Below are 15,013 nucleotides of genomic sequence, written 5' to 3' on the forward strand. Positions count from 1 at the left end.
ATATCCTTCTCAACACGTTCCTTATCCTTAATTAAGTAAATATTCCCTGTGATAACCTATGCAACCCTCTAATATTCGGTGTCAATAAAATGGGAGTTCCCTGCGGAGTACACGGTAAAATAAAAAAATGGCTAAACGCACTTTCACGTTTAGCCATCTATCCAAGCTTTAATTGAAGTTCGGGTATAGCGCATCACTCAACCTGCCGAATTCCTGTATCGACAGTGTCTCACCACGGCGTGTGGGTTCAATCCCGGCTGCAGATAAGGCCTCAAGGATTATGTCTTTCTTTTCCTTTCCTTGAGGAAGCTGACTGCTTAAATTGTTCAGGATGGTCTTTCTTCTTTGAGCAAAAGACGAGCGTGTAATGATAAAGAAGAAGTCTTCGCTGATCACCTCGACAGGAGGCTTCTCACGCTTCGTTAGACGGATGACGGCTGAGTCTACATTCGGCTGCGGCATAAAGACCGTTTTCGGGACAGTCATGACCATCTCGGCCACTGTATAGTACTGGATGGCAATCGAAAGAGATCCGTACGCTTTTGTTCCGGGCTTAGCTGAAATACGGTCCCCTACTTCTTTTTGAAGCATGACACAGATTCCCCTGATTGGAAGACCCTCCATCAACAGCTTAAGAATGATAGGTGTTGTGACGTAATAAGGGAGATTGGCCACTACCATAATATCTTCGAACCCTTCAAACTCATTATTAATAATGGCTTCTACATCCGCCTCTAAAATATCTTCATTGATGATTTTAACGTTTTTGTAAGGGGATAATGTATCATCCAGAATAGGAATGAGTCGCTGATCGATTTCAAATGCGACGACCTTTCCCGAGGTACGCGCAAGATGTTCTGTTAACGCACCGATTCCAGGTCCAATCTCAATGGCTGCGGTTTTCTCGGATAACCCTGCGTATTCCGTTATATTCCTGAGGATATTGGGGTCAATCAAAAAGTTTTGACCAAGGCTCTTTTTAAACGAGAAACCATACTTACTTAATATCTCTTTCGTGCGTATCGGGGTGGCAATATCTTTATGCATTTTCTTCCTCCTGAATAATTTCCATTAAAGCTTTCTTAAACTCTTCTTTTTGAATATTGAACATCCTTAATCGTTTGTGCAGCTGTTTTCCATTAGTGTATCCGATTCTAAGCTTCTCACCAAGAGCAATTCTTCGATCTTTCGCCTGGGAACTGCCAATTAAACCAGCATCAATCAGATCCTCTTTCGAAATGACCTCTTCCTGCTCAACATCCAGTACATGAGCCTCTCTTAAAGACTCTCTTATGATATCTGGTGAAGCATGTTCTACACCTATCCCTCTGCCTGACTTGGGCAGCGCATCCTTCTTATGTACAAAGGCGTGCTTACAACCCGGTACCGCATCACTTACAATCTTCCTGATACGTTCACCCGGGTAGTCCGGATCGGTAAAGATGATTACGCCTCTTTTTTCCTGGGCGTGTTTTATTTTTTCTATAGTAGCCGGAGACACAGCAGAACCATTCGTTTCAATCGTATCTGCATTGACAGCACGTTGAATGGCTACCGTATCATCCTTTCCTTCCACTACGATGATTTCTTTAATTTTCATAATTCCTCCAATAAAGTTGAAACATTTCTGCTTTCATTTTCGTCTAATCATTGAAGACCTAAAGCTATTATAACGGTTTTCACCGATAAATAAAAAAAGCAGGAGAACACCCCTGCTCTTAGTTTAATATTTTTACTTTTATTGTTTTTCTTCCCCAACGATAGGCATCTGATTTAGACGGGAAGAATACATCAATTTTGTTCCCCTTGATTGCTCCACCCGTATCTGCAGCTACGGCATAGCCATAGCCTTCTACATATACCTTTGTTCCTAAAGGAATAACAGAAGGGTCTACTGCGATCACTTTAACATTCGGATTTGATTTCAGGTTGAGTCCTGTAGCTGTATAACCTGAGCATCCGTTACATGATGCAGTGTAAGCTGTAGAGCTCACATAAAACTCTCTTCCTCCACTTGGAGCAGCTGACGCTGTTGCAGATGAATTAGATGATGAACTTCCACGTGAAACTTGAGCCACTAAAACCTTTGTTCCGACATTAATGATTTTATCCTGGCTTTCTTTCACTACTTTTTCACTAACTAATTTTCTGGAAACCTCTTTGCCGTTTTCTTTCACAACTTCAAATTTCTTTTCAACCAAGCCGTTTTTACCTTCCTGAACGACCTTCTCTTTTCCTTTTGAAAGATCGGAATCCTTCTTGGAAATAACGGTGAAATCCTTTGTCTCTTCCACTACATCGGTGACTTTTTCAACTCGAACGACATTTACGACATCATTTGCTTTAACAACTTTGTCTAAACTTGGTTCAACACGGTCTGCATCTTTAAGTGTAATTCCTTGTTGCTTTAAAAAGTCAGCGACCGTAGTCGAAGTAGACCATACCTTTTGTTCTTTTCCGCCGTTCACAAGCTTAAGTGAAAATGCGGGATCAATCTTTACGTTCATGTCCCCTGTTACTTTTTCTGATAAGCCGGGTTTGACCTTATCATGTTCTCCTACTTTAATTTCATTTTCAGAGAGTAACTCTTTTACTGTATCAGCAGTCGTCCAGACCTTCTTCGTCTGATCCCCTACTACTACTTCTACCTGTTTTGCCGGTTCCCAAACAATGTTCATGTTATTTGAGACCTTCGTATTCCCAGAAGGGTACAAATAGTCTTGTGAGCGGGTTGAAATCTCTAATTCTTTTAATATATCTTGAATTGTATTCGCATGCGTCCTAATCTCTTTTTGCTCGCCGTCTAAGGTCAATGCCACAGTGTTTTTGGATCCTTCATAAAAAAGAATTCCAAATACAGCTGCGGATGTTACCAATGTTCCGATTGTAACAATCCATTTCCTTCGACTCAAAGACTTGGAAAACAGGCTTTTCATGGTTTTAAACTTCATGAAAAACGCCCCCTTTTCTCGGAGTGATTATATAGAGTAATCCAGTGACTGTCAACCCTTACTTCTTTTAACTTAATCTAGCAAAATATTGAAACCCAGGGAACACAAACCATATTATGCATAAAAGAAGAGAAAAAGAAAAGAGAGAGTTATCGACATGATTATCCTATGAAAGCAGAAACCTATGTAGAACTTTTTGTTTTCACTTGCTATTAGGACAAGCTCTCTCAATTCTCGACAATATCTGATGTCAGTTTATGTTGAATAACTTTTTTGCATTTTCGGTTGTTATGTTCTCTACTTCTTCTAATGATACTTCCTTAAGCTCCGCAATCTGTTCTGCTACCAGCTTCACATATGCAGGTTCATTTCGCTTCCCTCTGTTCGGGTGAGGTGCTAGATAAGGACAGTCTGTTTCGATCAGAAGCTTTTCCAACGGAATTTCTTTTGCTACTTCTTTTGGCTTTTTCGCATTTTTAAAGGTTACGGGACCTCCCAGAGAAATGTAGAAATTCATATCCACACATTCTTGAGCAATTTCAGGACTTCCGCTGAAGCAATGCATGATCCCTCCAACTTCCTCTGCTCCTTCTTCTCTTAAGATATCCACTATATCTTGTGTGGCATCACGGTTGTGTATAATAATTGGGAGTTTTACCTTTTTAGCTAAATGAATTTGTTTTCGAAACACTTCTTTTTGAACATCTTTCGGTGATTTATCCCAGTGATAATCGAGTCCCATTTCCCCTATGGCAACTACTTTAGGGTGATTTGAAAGCTCTTCTATCCAAGCTAAATCTTCATCCTTCATATCAATTGCATCCACTGGGTGCCAACCGATGCTGGCATATAAAAATTCATATTGCTCAATGAGCTCCATCGCCCGATTAATCGTTGGACGATCAAAGCCGACGACCACCATCTTTTCAACTCCAGCTTCTCTTGCTCTTGAAATTACCTCCTCCAGATCTTCGTCAAATTGTTCAGCATTCAAATGAACATGTGTATCAAATAGCATGTAAGACACTCCTTGTAATAAAGATAAGTTTAATATAAAAAAGCATGACAAGCATCACATTCATGTAACATTCATATTACATATTATGGTTTCTTTGGATATTTTTTATTAATACTGTTCCATTCGCAGTTACTCTTCATTCTATCTATTTTAGCCACAAAACCATAACAATCTGTTTCTTTCTATATTATTGTTTTCTCAATATAGTAATGGGATGAAAAAATAACTAACATAACGATTATCATCCCGAATATTCTTTATCTCAATATACTAAAGGGATGTTCCACGTGGAACATCCCTTTGTAGACAAATGCATGAAAAACCTTACCTATTTAACTTTTGTTCCATTTGGTAAAGACTGGTCGATGGAAGCAAGAGACAGCGTTCCATTTTCTTCACCAGCAAGAATCATTCCTTGTGAAAGTTCTCCACGCAGTTTTACCGGCTTCAAGTTTGTCACACAAATCACTTTTTTCCCAACCAGTTCGTCCGGCTGATAGAATTTAGCAATTCCTGACACAACTTGTCGTTTTTCAAAGCCAAGATCCAATTGCAGCTTCAGAAGCTTATCCGCTTTTTTAACTGGCTCAGCCCCAATGACCTCCGCTACTCGAAGCTCAACTTTCATGAAATCATCGATTCCGATTTCCTCTGATTCTTCTTTAGCAGGCTCCTTCTTTTCTTCAACAACAGGAGCAGACCCTTGCATTTTCTCTTTGATGAAGTTTACTTCTTCCTGAAGTTCAAGTCGCGGGAAAATCGGTTCTCCTTTTTTCACCACTTCAGTTCCTGCTGGAATAGCTCCGAAACTCTCCAGGCTTTCCCATGTGTGCATTCTTTCATCATGAAGGTTCAATTGTTCAAAAATTTTCTTAGGAGTTCTTGTTAAGAACGGTTGTAAAAGAACAGCGACTCTTCGTAATGATTCAGCTAAATGACTCATCACACTGCCAAGCTCTTCTTTTTTGCTTTCGTCTTTAGCAAGGGCCCATGGCTGAGTTTCATCAATGTATTTATTCGTGCGGCTGATTAACTTCCATAGACTGGACAAAGCTACAGAAAACTCCATGTTTTCCATTGCTTCTTCATATTTATTCACTGTTTCTTTGTTCACATCCAGGAGGGCCTGATCGAATTCACCGTTAAAATCAACATATGTTGGAATGACCCCATCAAAATATTTATTGATCATGGCCACTGTACGATTTAACAGGTTACCTAAGTCATTGGCTAAGTCGAAGTTGATGCGTTCAACAAATCCTTCAGGCGTAAAGACACCATCAGAACCGAATGGCACTTCTCTTAACAGATAGTAACGAAGAGAATCAAGACCGTAACGATCAATAAGGGTGACAGGATCGACTACATTCCCTTTTGATTTTGACATTTTTCCGTCTTTCATCAGAAGCCATCCATGAGCGAAAACCTTCTTAGGAAGCGGAAGATCTAAAGCCATTAACATGATCGGCCAATAAATCGTATGGAAACGAACGATTTCCTTTCCGACCAAGTGAACATCCGCAGGCCAGTACTTTAAGTAATTTGTATCTTTTTCACTGCCGTAGCCCAGAGCTGTAATATAGTTGGAAAGGGCATCGATCCACACGTAAATGACATGCTTGGGATCTCCCGGTACTTTCACTCCCCAGTCAAAGGTTGTTCTTGAAACGGCCAAGTCTTCTAAACCAGGCTTAATGAAGTTATTCACCATCTCATTCTTTCTGGACTCAGGCTGAATGAATTCTGGGTTTTCTTCATAATAAGCAAGAAGGCGGTCAGCGTATTTGCTCATTTTGAAGAAGTACGATTCTTCCTTCACTTTTTCAACGGTTCTGCCGCAATCAGGACAGTTGCCGTTTTCTAATTGACGCTCAGTAAAGAAGGATTCACACGGTGTACAATACCAGCCTTCATACTGGTCCAAGTAAATATCTCCTTGTTCCACAAGCTGATGGAAGATTTTTTCCACGATATCCTTATGGCGCTTCTCTGTCGTACGGATAAAATCATCATATGAAATATCCAATTTCCCCCAAAGATCTTTAATTCCACTAACGATTCCGTCTACATATGCTTGAGGAGTAATTCCTTCTTCCTGAGCTTTACGTTGAATTTTCTGTCCATGCTCGTCCGTTCCTGTCAGGTACATGACGTCGAATCCACGCATTCTCTTATAACGGGCCATCGCATCACCAGCAACCGTGGTGTATGCATGTCCAATATGTAAATTTCCACTTGGATAATAAATCGGTGTTGTAATATAGAAGGTGTTCAACTTTTCTTCCACTTTCTGTTCCTCCTCTTTTTTTATCTACCCCCATAAAGCCATAGGGGCCTCCGTATGGTTTATAGTGGCATAATTGTTACGTACATCCATTACCTGCGCCTTACCTATCATCTTAACCTCTTATCTCATCAAAATATACCTAAAATACAGGGTTTCTGCAACTAAACAATGTTGAATCTTAATATTGTCGAAACTAGTGAAGATTTTTGTCTAATTTTGTCGAATCAATAGGTTAAATAAAGATAATTCGACATTTCTCTCACTTATTACTTTCATTACAATAATATTTAATTGGTAATACAATTTTTTACAACAAACCGTAAACCTTATTAAAACAACATTTTTTTATCCATTTTTTCTTAATAATTTACAGATATAATTATTGACGATATTCCTAATCGTTGGTATGATAGAAACAACAAAAGAAATTTGTCGAATATTGACGAACTAGAGAGATATAAATAATATTTATTTGGAGGAGATTTTCAAATGAAGTCTACAGGTATTGTAAGAAAAGTTGATGAATTAGGTCGTGTCGTTATCCCTATCGAATTACGTCGTACATTAGGTATTGCTGAGAAAGATGCTTTAGAAATCTATGTTGATGACGAAAGAATCATCTTAAAAAAGTATAAGCCAAGCATGACTTGCCAAATCACTGGTGAAGTTTCTGATGATAACATCAAGCTTGCTAACGGTAAATTGGTTCTTAGCCGTGAAGGTGCAGATCAATTACTAAAAGAAATCCAGGATTCACTACAAACAAAATAATTTGTTGTTCATATATCAAAGGACCGAGTCTAAATCGACTCGGTCCTTTTTTATTTACTGATTTTGCATCTCTGCACTTTTCTATTCAACATGATAAGCTTGATAAACTTCCCGTTTTGGAAGGGAGCGTTCTTTTGATACTTGTTTGATGGCTTCTTTGGAGGTCATGCTTTTTTCGTTCATGTAATGCTGCACATGATCCAGAAGGGAGTAGTGGCTCCACCAGGCGTCTTCCTCTTCTTTTTCCAACGGACCCGCTCCTTCAATTAATAAGCAGAATTCGCCTCGTACTTCCCCATCGTTTGCCCATTCCATTACTTCTTCCAGGGATCCACGGATGAATTCCTCGAACTTCTTCGTGAGCTCACGACAAACAACGATTTGTCTATTCCCTAAAGACGCATGTAATTCTTTTAATGTTTCTTTTAATCTGTGGGGTGATTCATACAGGATAAATGTATCTTCCACCGATTTTAATGTTTCAAGCTCGGCTCTTTTATCTTTTTTCCCTCTATGTAAAAACCCATAGAAGTAAAATGGCTGGGGTGCCAATCCTGAAGCGATTAAAGCAGTAAGGGCTGCATTAGCTCCCGGTAATGGAATGACAGCAATTTCGTGATCGATTGCTTCTTTCACCAGTTCGTAACCCGGATCTGAAATGGATGGCATACCTGCATCACTTACAAGGGCAACGAGCTCGCCTCTTTCCATACGTTCAATCAGCTTCTGTCCGCTCGTTTCTTTATTATGCTCATGATAGCTGATGATCGGCGTATCAATTTCAAAGTAGTTACATAACTTTTTTGTATTTCTTGTATCTTCAGCCGCAATCACTGCCGCTTCCTTCATCATGCGGATGGCTCGAAACGTCATATCCTCTAAATTCCCGATCGGTGTAGGGACAAGATACAAACTTCCTTTTTCACTATCTTGAAAGCTTTTCTGTTGGTTCATTGAATAGCTCACCTCCTCATTTCTTTAGTCCTTATCTTCATTCTTTCCAAACAGCATATCATATACTTCCCTTGAATATTTGTTCTCTTCATCGTACACATAAAGGGGGGGCAGGATTTTTAGGTCCGGTTTCCCATCTTTTATTCCTTCTATTAAGATGGTGTTGGCTTCTCTTCCCGGCTTCGGATATACGAAGCGCAATCGTTTCGGCTCGAGACGATGCTTCCTCATCAACGAGAGGATGTCCATCAAACGACCTGGACGATGGACGAAGGAAGCCTTTCCTCCTTGCTTCAGAAGATAGCTTGAAGCTTGAATGGTATCCTCAAGGGAACAAAGGATTTCATGACGGGCGATCGCATAGTGTTCGTTTACGTTTCTTTTATCACCGGGTGGAGTATTAAAGTATGGAGGATTACATGTTACGACATCATAGTGTGAATGATGAAGGAGCTGAGCGATCTCCTTCACATCCCCCAGCTTCATGGTTATTTGATTTTGACGGCCATTATACTCGACACTTCTCTGTGCCATATCAATTAATCTTTCTTGAATCTCCACCCCCGTAATGTCAACGTTGGTTCTCGCACTTAGCAATAAGGGGATGATGCCGTTACCTGAACATAGATCAACCACTTTCCCTTTGTGAATCGGTAAATAGCTGAAATGGGCCAATAGTACAGCATCTGTTGAAAAGGAGAAAACAGATGGACTTTGAATGATCCTCATATTTTCAGCCAATAAATAATCTAAACGTTCATCTTCTTTTAACTCGACCATGCCTTTCCTCCACTTTTCCTTCTATTATATATTGTTTCGATATTAATCACTAAAAAGGACCAATCCCATTTTGTATGGATCAGCCCTTTTTAGTCTGTATTCTATTCTATAGAGTGTAGGATATCAGGGATATTTATTCTTTCCTTATTTCTTGTTTAAGAAAGAGAGGCAGAATAAACAATCTTCATCCTTCCGTGGACTTCCGAAATGTATATTACAAATATGAAATCCTTCCTGGTATAATCGAGCAAGGTTGTCATACCCTTCTCCTATATCCAGTGCTTTATCTTCTAAGTCTGACTCACTCGTTGTACCCGCATCGCTGTTTGTTTGTACCTTTTTTGGTGAGTTCTCTGTTTGTTCCAGTCTACGGCGCAAATGCTCATTTTCAAGCTTCAACGAATTATTCTCTTCCAACATTTCAGCTAGACATTGCTTGAGCTCACCTAATTGATGATATAAATGACCAATTTGTTGTTCCATGTTACTGACTGAATCAAAGAACTCTTTTTTATCCACGACACTACACCCCGTTACTCTGTGGCTTGGAATGATACGGCACCCACGTTCATGATTTCATCTAATGTGAATTCCAGAACCCGCTCTTCTTCTTTAATATCCACTTGAAGAATACGCTCCAGAATATTAAGACCTACCACTTTACCTTTTCCATGAGGTGTCTTAATCACTTCTCCGATATCAGGTAATTCCGCTTTCGCTGCTTCATACTCGTCGTTCTCGTATTTCAGACAGCACATTAAACGTCCGCATAAACCTGAAATCTTCGTTGGATTAAGGGATAGATTTTGATCCTTCGCCATCTTAATGGATACCGGCTCAAAATCACCTAAAAAGGTAGAACAACATAGCATGCGGCCACAAGGACCAATACCACCCAGCATTTTTGCTTCGTCTCGAACGCCAATCTGACGAAGTTCTATGCGCGTACGGAAAATGGAAGCTAGATCTTTTACTAGCTCTCGGAAATCAACTCGTCCATCAGCGGTAAAATAGAATATGACTTTGTTACGATCAAATGTATACTCTACATCTACCAGTTTCATATCTAATTGATGCTGATTAATTTTATCACAACATACATTGTAGGCTTCCGTCGCAGATGATTTGTTCTCATCTACGATTAATCGATCTTTTTGATCAGCGATACGAATCACTTTTTTCAATGGAAGCACTACATCATTTTCTCCGACTTGCTTTCTCTCTACGACTACTTTTCCAAATTCGATCCCGCGAACGGTTTCAACGATTACATAAGAATCTTTCTGAATATCCAATTCACCCGGATCGAAATAATAGATTTTACCCGCTTTTTTAAAGCGTACACCTACAACATCGTACAAAGGACCATCACCCCTGCAGTTTTAGCATAAGCTGTTCTACTAGCAGCTGCGAATTCATATTGGCGTTTAACTTGCGTTTTGCTTCAAGTATCGCCGTCATATTAGTAGAAAGACGATTGGTAGATACTTGAAGTGCGTTTGATTTCCAGTTTTCCTTTTGGTCCGGGTACACGAGCTGTTCTTCTTTTCCTAACTGGATATGAAGTAAGTCTTTATATATTAGAAGTAAAAGATCTAATGCTCGATCGACTTGATCTTTTTCTTTGAAGTGCTGTACAAAATCCTCCTGTATTTTGACCATTGCTTGGAAGGGACTTTTCTGGAGGACTTCATATAATTTTAACACTATTATTCTTGCTTGTGCAAACCACTCATTTTGACATATTTCTACAGCTTCCTCATAATGGTTCGTCAAATTGGCTGCCAGCGTTGCAAAATGGGGTGGAATCCCCTCTTCCAATAACTGTTTTGTCAGCTGTTCTTTCGGTAACGGCTTAAAGGAAATCGTCTGGCACCGTGAAAGAATAGTAGGCAATATGCGATGAATATTTTCTGTGATGAGAATCGCTGTGGTATCAGCTAACGGCTCTTCAAGAAACTTAAGCAGGCTATTAGCCGCATTCGCTGTCATTTTATCTCCATGAACAATAATGTAAATCTTCTTCTTGGATTCTACACCTGTTTTCGAAAATTCTTCTTGCAAACTTTTAATCTGATCCTTCTTGATCGAAAGACCGTCCGGCTCTACCAGATGCAGGTCCGGGTGATTCCCATGATTGATCCTTTTGCAGTTGGAGCAGCTTTCACATGCCTTTCCATCTACACGGTTCACACATAGCAATGCTTTGGCAAACAGGAGGCTCATTTCTTTCTTTCGTGTCCCTTTTTCACCCTCGAATAAATAAGCATGAGCGACACGATCCTTTACAATACTATTCTGAAGCATCTGAAGGACGACGGGCTGAAATGGTTGTATCTCTTCAAACAACATGTCTTAACATCACTCTCTTACATATAAAGATTAATAAGCAATCCCTTTATCTCTCCAATTTTTCCCAAAATATCAATGGAGTTCTTTTCTTTATCTAAAACATCTTCCGTCAGGTCAATCAGCTGTTGATCGATGGTTTCTACTATATTGAGCTTTCTGCCTTCACCATACTGATTCCACGTATGAGATTGCTTCAAATCCATCCCGAAATCTACGGCCTCACGCACAAATTTTTTGACCAATGTTTTATATTTAGCAAGATCTTTAAAGGACCTTGATTTGGCTAAACGACTGCCGGCATCTTCTATTGTGACGAGCAGTTTACTGAGCTGGTCCATCTGCATTTTCTGATCGTGCTTATGAACAAGCTGCCCGAATTTAACTTGACCTGTTCCATTAGATTTCTGGTCTTTCGTTACTTTATCTAAGGAAATCCGATGGTCCTGGTTAATTTTCATAGGTTCAACCTCACTTTAAAACTGATGGAATTGCTCTACAGGAAGAACGAATACGGTCGCTCCCCCAACGGCTACTTCAACAGGGTAAGGCACGTATGAATCTGCATTCCCACCCATGGGAGAAACAGGAGCCACCATCTGATCCCGTGACTGACAGTTTTCTTTAATAACCTGTAACGCTTTATCTACACGAATATCTTCTGTACCAATAATGAACGTGGTATTCCCTGACTTCAAAAACCCGCCGGTACTTGCTAATTTCGTCGAACGAAAATTATGTTCCATCAGGGCATTAGACAAACGATTGCTATCTTTATCCTGTACAACTGCCATAATTACCTTCATTAATCAATTCCTCCGTTTTAAAGCCATATACTTCCTTCTATTATATCATTGAACAGTATCTACATACATGTTTCATCCAAAAAAGAGACGGACTTCTTAGCACCAATTTTTGCTTAGAAGTCCGCCTTTTTATTTTAACCAAACTTACTTGTTTAAGTAATCGGTCACGATACCATATGCAGCACCAAATACAGCTTCTTTGCTCTGGCTGGCATCGATGACTTGAATACGATCAGGATATTGTTTTATTAACTTCTGATACCCTTCCCTGACGCGCGTATGGAAATCAACCGATTCCAGATCCAACCGGTTCACTTCTCTCCCATTATGTTTCGCAATTCTCTTTAACCCTTCTTCGGGATCGATATCAAAATATAACGTTAGATCCGGCATCTTATCCTCAATGGCAAATTGATTGATATTCATGACCTCTTCCATACCGATTCCACGGGCATTCCCCTGATAAGCAAGGGAGCTATCAATAAATCGATCACAAATCACAATCTTCCCTTCTACAAGTGCGGGAATCACTTTCTCAACCAAATGCTGTCGTCGCGCAGCTGCATATAAAAGAGCTTCCGTCCGTTTATCCATTTCCGTGTTCCCTGTATTTAAAATGACTTCTCTAATCTGTTCAGCTATGGAAATGCCTCCTGGCTCCCTCGTCTGAATGACATTAAAGCCTTCCTGTAATAATCGGTTAAAAATTTCCGTTAATATCGTTGATTTACCGGCTCCCTCAGGGCCTTCAACTGTAATAAACAATCCTTTTGACATGTCTTTCCCTCCACTTGCTTATCGGTACACAAACAAACGATTTTCATCTAAGCGGTGATGACCTTGAATGTTTGCCTTATTCTTTACATACTCTGTTAAACGCTCAATGGCGTGAGAGGTGATTCGTTCTCCTGGAATCAACAGAGGAATTCCCGGTGGATAAGGAGTGACCATTCCCGCTGAAATTTCTCCTTCTGCTGCGTGAAGGGGAATGAGTGCTTCCTCTTTCTCTTCCATATCCTCAAAGCTTAATGCCAATGTAGTATATAACACTTGGCTATTTGAACGATTTGTTTCATGAATCTTTATCTTTTCTATGATCGGTTCATTCCCTAATGCCATGCGTATTCGATTGATCGCTTCTTGATAAGGAAAAGATCGATCTTTCTTCAGTAATGGAAGAATCAGTAGTACATAATCGGGGTCAGCAAGCTCCGGATAAATTCCCTCTGACTCTAATAACTGTTGTAGAGTATACCCTGACCTTCCCGAAAGCTTCACGACAAGCTTTAGTGGATCATCCGTCCCCTTTACAATGAGTTGAGGATGAACCCCCTCTAATGCTTGTACAAACTTATTGATCTCTTTCAGGTTCTGTTCCTTATCTTCTTTCGTAAAAGTCCCGATATAGGACCTGGCATAATCAAGGGATGCCATAATCGGATACGATGGACTACTTGATTGTAGCATAGTTAAATACTCTTTCACTTTACGCTCGCTCACTCTGGAGCTTGTGATGTGTAAATACGATCCCATCGTCATGGCCGGGAGCATCTTGTGAGCCGAATGGACGACAATATCCGCTCCACATTCAATTGCAGACTCCGGAAAAGGGCTGCCCAATGTAAAATGAGCACCATGTGCCTCATCAACGATACACGTCACATCATGTTTATGTAATTCCTCGATTATCTGATCAATATTATACGTGAACCCATAATAAGTTGGATACGTCAGGACACACGCCTTCACCCGGGGAAGTGCCTTCAATGCTTCTTTCAGAGCGTCTAGACGAATACCAAGGGCGGTTCCCTCGTCATTCCACTCTGTTTCTATTAATATAGGAACAGCCTTAGCAAGCTTGATTCCATTTAATACCGACTTATGACAATTCCTTTGAACGAAAACAGAATCTCCCGGTGAGCATGAAGCAAGAATGGCAGCAATATTTCCAACTGTACTTCCGTTCACTAAAAAATAACTATTCATCGTCCCATATACATCCGTCAGCAAGTCCTCCGCTTCACGTATCGCCTCATGAGGATCATGTAAATCATCCAATCCGCTTAACTCTGTAACATCAGATTGATAAAATGGTTGATCATCCATCAATAAACCGTTTTTATGACCCGGCACATGAAAAGAGATAGGCTTGGCAGACCGATGCTTCTCTATCGCCTCAATAAGAGGGGTTCTCCCCTGATCTCGTTTCATACTCTAAATCTCCTCATAAAAAATATCCACTCATATCGTATCACACCCAGGCTGTTCGATGCTCCAGGGAAAAAGGAAAACTTTTTACCTACTAAAATCAAAAAAAATCATAACCAAATGTACTTCCTGGTTATGAATAGATTTGAGGAGTATTCACTTTTTTTAACCGTTGAACGAATGTTTTATACAAAGGATCATTTGTTTCTGTCTGAACCATTTCTTTCTCACATTCTGTGCAGATAAACGATGTGTATAGATGGATTCCAATCTTCTTTTCAACGTGACAAACGATACACTCTTCTAAAGCCGCCTTACGCTCTGGATTTAACATAGGGCTCTCCACCTCCATACAACCTATTCTGCCTCAAAACCACCAATTGTATACATTATTTCAAACTTTTAAACTGACAGAATAATCAAGTGTAATTTATCTTATGTTACAATCGCCCTGTCTGTGTATGTCTCTATAAAAAAGATTGTGAAAAAAAAGATATTGGGTGGAAGTTGGTGCTGAATTCATTTAAAAGAAGGGTAGATTTTGGTGGGAAATGGAAATGATTTTTGGGTATTTGGAAAGTTGATCATTATATTGGGTTGGGTAATGGATGTGGGATGTCCCATATGTGCGGATAGAAAGCTATGAAGCTTGCAAAATCGTATAAGTTACGTTGTTTTTGTGTGAAAATGTGACGCATCTTGGACGTGTGTGCCTGTTTTAACGGTGCTAGTACTGTATGTTTAGGTATAACTTTGCCTTGATTTGAGATAATTGCGTCGTTTTCGGCCATTATTGCGTCAATTTTTCGTTTTATGCGTCTTTTACCAATTATCACCTAAATACTCAGAGTGATTACCCTCTGAAGTAGATTACCCTCTCAGCTGTATA

The 15,013-nt window shown here is 39.9% G+C and carries 16 protein-coding genes; 1 reads left to right on the forward strand and 15 read right to left on the reverse strand.

Features of this window, described 5'->3' with window-relative positions:
- Positions 1-168: 168 nt before the first annotated feature.
- From rsmA to metG, 5 genes are all read right to left on the reverse strand, one after another.
- Positions 169-1,047, reverse strand: coding sequence for a 16S rRNA (adenine(1518)-N(6)/adenine(1519)-N(6))-dimethyltransferase RsmA (rsmA, locus tag ACIFOD_RS19870; protein WP_430315990.1), 879 nt, complete (start codon positions 1,045-1,047; stop codon positions 169-171).
- The gene (gene rnmV, locus ACIFOD_RS19875; RefSeq protein ID WP_113971031.1) at positions 1,040-1,600 is read right to left on the reverse strand and encodes a ribonuclease M5; all 561 of its coding nucleotides are present in this window, start codon (positions 1,598-1,600) and stop codon (positions 1,040-1,042) included. The genes rsmA and rnmV overlap by 8 nt, the downstream gene beginning before the upstream one ends.
- Before the next feature lie 118 nt (positions 1,601-1,718).
- Positions 1,719-2,951, reverse strand: coding sequence for a G5 and 3D domain-containing protein (locus ACIFOD_RS19880; RefSeq protein ID WP_258549730.1), 1,233 nt, complete (start codon positions 2,949-2,951; stop codon positions 1,719-1,721).
- A 250-nt stretch (positions 2,952-3,201) separates the two neighbouring features.
- Positions 3,202-3,969: a TatD family hydrolase gene (locus ACIFOD_RS19885; RefSeq protein ID WP_113971030.1), complete on the reverse strand. Its 768-nt coding sequence runs from the start codon at positions 3,967-3,969 to the stop codon at positions 3,202-3,204.
- A gap of 328 nt (positions 3,970-4,297) precedes the next feature.
- Entirely contained in the window at positions 4,298-6,256 is a 1,959-nt protein-coding gene (metG, locus tag ACIFOD_RS19890; protein WP_430315991.1) for a methionine--tRNA ligase, read from the reverse strand.
- Between the two features lie 489 nt (positions 6,257-6,745).
- On the opposite strand from metG, the gene ACIFOD_RS19895 reads away from it, so the two are divergent.
- Positions 6,746-7,027, forward strand: a complete 282-nt coding sequence (locus ACIFOD_RS19895; protein ID WP_044340639.1) for an AbrB/MazE/SpoVT family DNA-binding domain-containing protein — start codon at positions 6,746-6,748, stop codon at positions 7,025-7,027.
- Between the two features lie 81 nt (positions 7,028-7,108).
- On the opposite strand, the gene rsmI is transcribed toward ACIFOD_RS19895, so the two are convergent.
- The 10 genes from rsmI to ACIFOD_RS19945 all read right to left on the reverse strand — a co-directional run bounded on the left by rsmI (position 7,109) and on the right by ACIFOD_RS19945 (position 14,458).
- Positions 7,109-7,981, reverse strand: coding sequence for a 16S rRNA (cytidine(1402)-2'-O)-methyltransferase (gene rsmI, locus ACIFOD_RS19900; protein ID WP_430315992.1), 873 nt, complete (start codon positions 7,979-7,981; stop codon positions 7,109-7,111).
- A gap of 24 nt (positions 7,982-8,005) precedes the next feature.
- On the reverse strand, positions 8,006-8,761 hold the full coding sequence (locus tag ACIFOD_RS19905) for a tRNA1(Val) (adenine(37)-N6)-methyltransferase (RefSeq protein WP_430315993.1): 756 nt from the start codon (positions 8,759-8,761) through the stop codon (positions 8,006-8,008).
- A 144-nt stretch (positions 8,762-8,905) separates the two neighbouring features.
- Positions 8,906-9,280 carry a DNA replication initiation control protein YabA gene (gene yabA, locus ACIFOD_RS19910; protein ID WP_113971027.1) on the reverse strand — a complete coding sequence of 125 codons (375 nt, stop codon included), beginning with the start codon at positions 9,278-9,280 and terminating at the stop codon, positions 8,906-8,908.
- A 14-nt stretch (positions 9,281-9,294) separates the two neighbouring features.
- Complete coding sequence (locus ACIFOD_RS19915; RefSeq protein WP_397554545.1) at positions 9,295-10,122, reverse strand: stage 0 sporulation family protein; 828 nt, start codon at positions 10,120-10,122, stop codon at positions 9,295-9,297.
- 7 nt (positions 10,123-10,129) lie between these two features.
- Positions 10,130-11,113: a DNA polymerase III subunit delta' gene (gene holB / locus ACIFOD_RS19920; protein ID WP_430315994.1), complete on the reverse strand. Its 984-nt coding sequence runs from the start codon at positions 11,111-11,113 to the stop codon at positions 10,130-10,132.
- A 17-nt stretch (positions 11,114-11,130) separates the two neighbouring features.
- Positions 11,131-11,571 (reverse strand): YaaR family protein, encoded by a 441-nt coding sequence (locus ACIFOD_RS19925; RefSeq protein ID WP_430315995.1) that lies wholly within the window; start codon positions 11,569-11,571, stop codon positions 11,131-11,133.
- A 15-nt stretch (positions 11,572-11,586) separates the two neighbouring features.
- The gene (locus ACIFOD_RS19930) at positions 11,587-11,916 is read right to left on the reverse strand and encodes a cyclic-di-AMP receptor (RefSeq protein ID WP_044340646.1); all 330 of its coding nucleotides are present in this window, start codon (positions 11,914-11,916) and stop codon (positions 11,587-11,589) included.
- 144 nt (positions 11,917-12,060) lie between these two features.
- Positions 12,061-12,693: a dTMP kinase gene (gene tmk / locus ACIFOD_RS19935; protein ID WP_430315996.1), complete on the reverse strand. Its 633-nt coding sequence runs from the start codon at positions 12,691-12,693 to the stop codon at positions 12,061-12,063.
- Positions 12,694-12,711: 18 nt separating this feature from the next.
- Positions 12,712-14,127, reverse strand: a complete 1,416-nt coding sequence (locus ACIFOD_RS19940) for an aminotransferase class I/II-fold pyridoxal phosphate-dependent enzyme (protein ID WP_430315997.1) — start codon at positions 14,125-14,127, stop codon at positions 12,712-12,714.
- Between the two features lie 130 nt (positions 14,128-14,257).
- Complete coding sequence (locus ACIFOD_RS19945) at positions 14,258-14,458, reverse strand: sigma factor G inhibitor Gin (RefSeq protein ID WP_428976848.1); 201 nt, start codon at positions 14,456-14,458, stop codon at positions 14,258-14,260.
- Positions 14,459-15,013: the final 555 nt, after the last annotated feature.

It is taken from the genome of Rossellomorea sp. NRS-1567, assembly GCF_050467885.1.
GTDB lineage: Bacteria > Bacillota > Bacilli > Bacillales > Bacillaceae_B > Rossellomorea > Rossellomorea aquimaris_C.

Coding starts and splice junctions, on each gene's coding strand:
- rsmA (WP_430315990.1), bottom strand. CDS start 1,047: ATGCATAAAGATATTGCCACCCCGATACGCACGAAAGAGATATTAAGT.
- rnmV (WP_113971031.1), bottom strand. CDS start 1,600: ATGAAAATTAAAGAAATCATCGTAGTGGAAGGAAAGGATGATACGGTA.
- ACIFOD_RS19880 (WP_258549730.1), bottom strand. CDS start 2,951: ATGAAGTTTAAAACCATGAAAAGCCTGTTTTCCAAGTCTTTGAGTCGA.
- ACIFOD_RS19885 (WP_113971030.1), bottom strand. CDS start 3,969: ATGCTATTTGATACACATGTTCATTTGAATGCTGAACAATTTGACGAA.
- ACIFOD_RS19895 (WP_044340639.1), top strand. CDS start 6,746: ATGAAGTCTACAGGTATTGTAAGAAAAGTTGATGAATTAGGTCGTGTC.
- rsmI (WP_430315992.1), bottom strand. CDS start 7,981: ATGAACCAACAGAAAAGCTTTCAAGATAGTGAAAAAGGAAGTTTGTAT.
- ACIFOD_RS19905 (WP_430315993.1), bottom strand. CDS start 8,761: ATGGTCGAGTTAAAAGAAGATGAACGTTTAGATTATTTATTGGCTGAA.
- holB (WP_430315994.1), bottom strand. CDS start 11,113: ATGTTGTTTGAAGAGATACAACCATTTCAGCCCGTCGTCCTTCAGATG.
- ACIFOD_RS19925 (WP_430315995.1), bottom strand. CDS start 11,571: ATGAAAATTAACCAGGACCATCGGATTTCCTTAGATAAAGTAACGAAA.
- ACIFOD_RS19930 (WP_044340646.1), bottom strand. CDS start 11,916: ATGAAGGTAATTATGGCAGTTGTACAGGATAAAGATAGCAATCGTTTG.
- tmk (WP_430315996.1), bottom strand. CDS start 12,693: ATGTCAAAAGGATTGTTTATTACAGTTGAAGGCCCTGAGGGAGCCGGT.
- ACIFOD_RS19940 (WP_430315997.1), bottom strand. CDS start 14,127: ATGAAACGAGATCAGGGGAGAACCCCTCTTATTGAGGCGATAGAGAAG.
- ACIFOD_RS19945 (WP_428976848.1), bottom strand. CDS start 14,458: ATGTTAAATCCAGAGCGTAAGGCGGCTTTAGAAGAGTGTATCGTTTGT.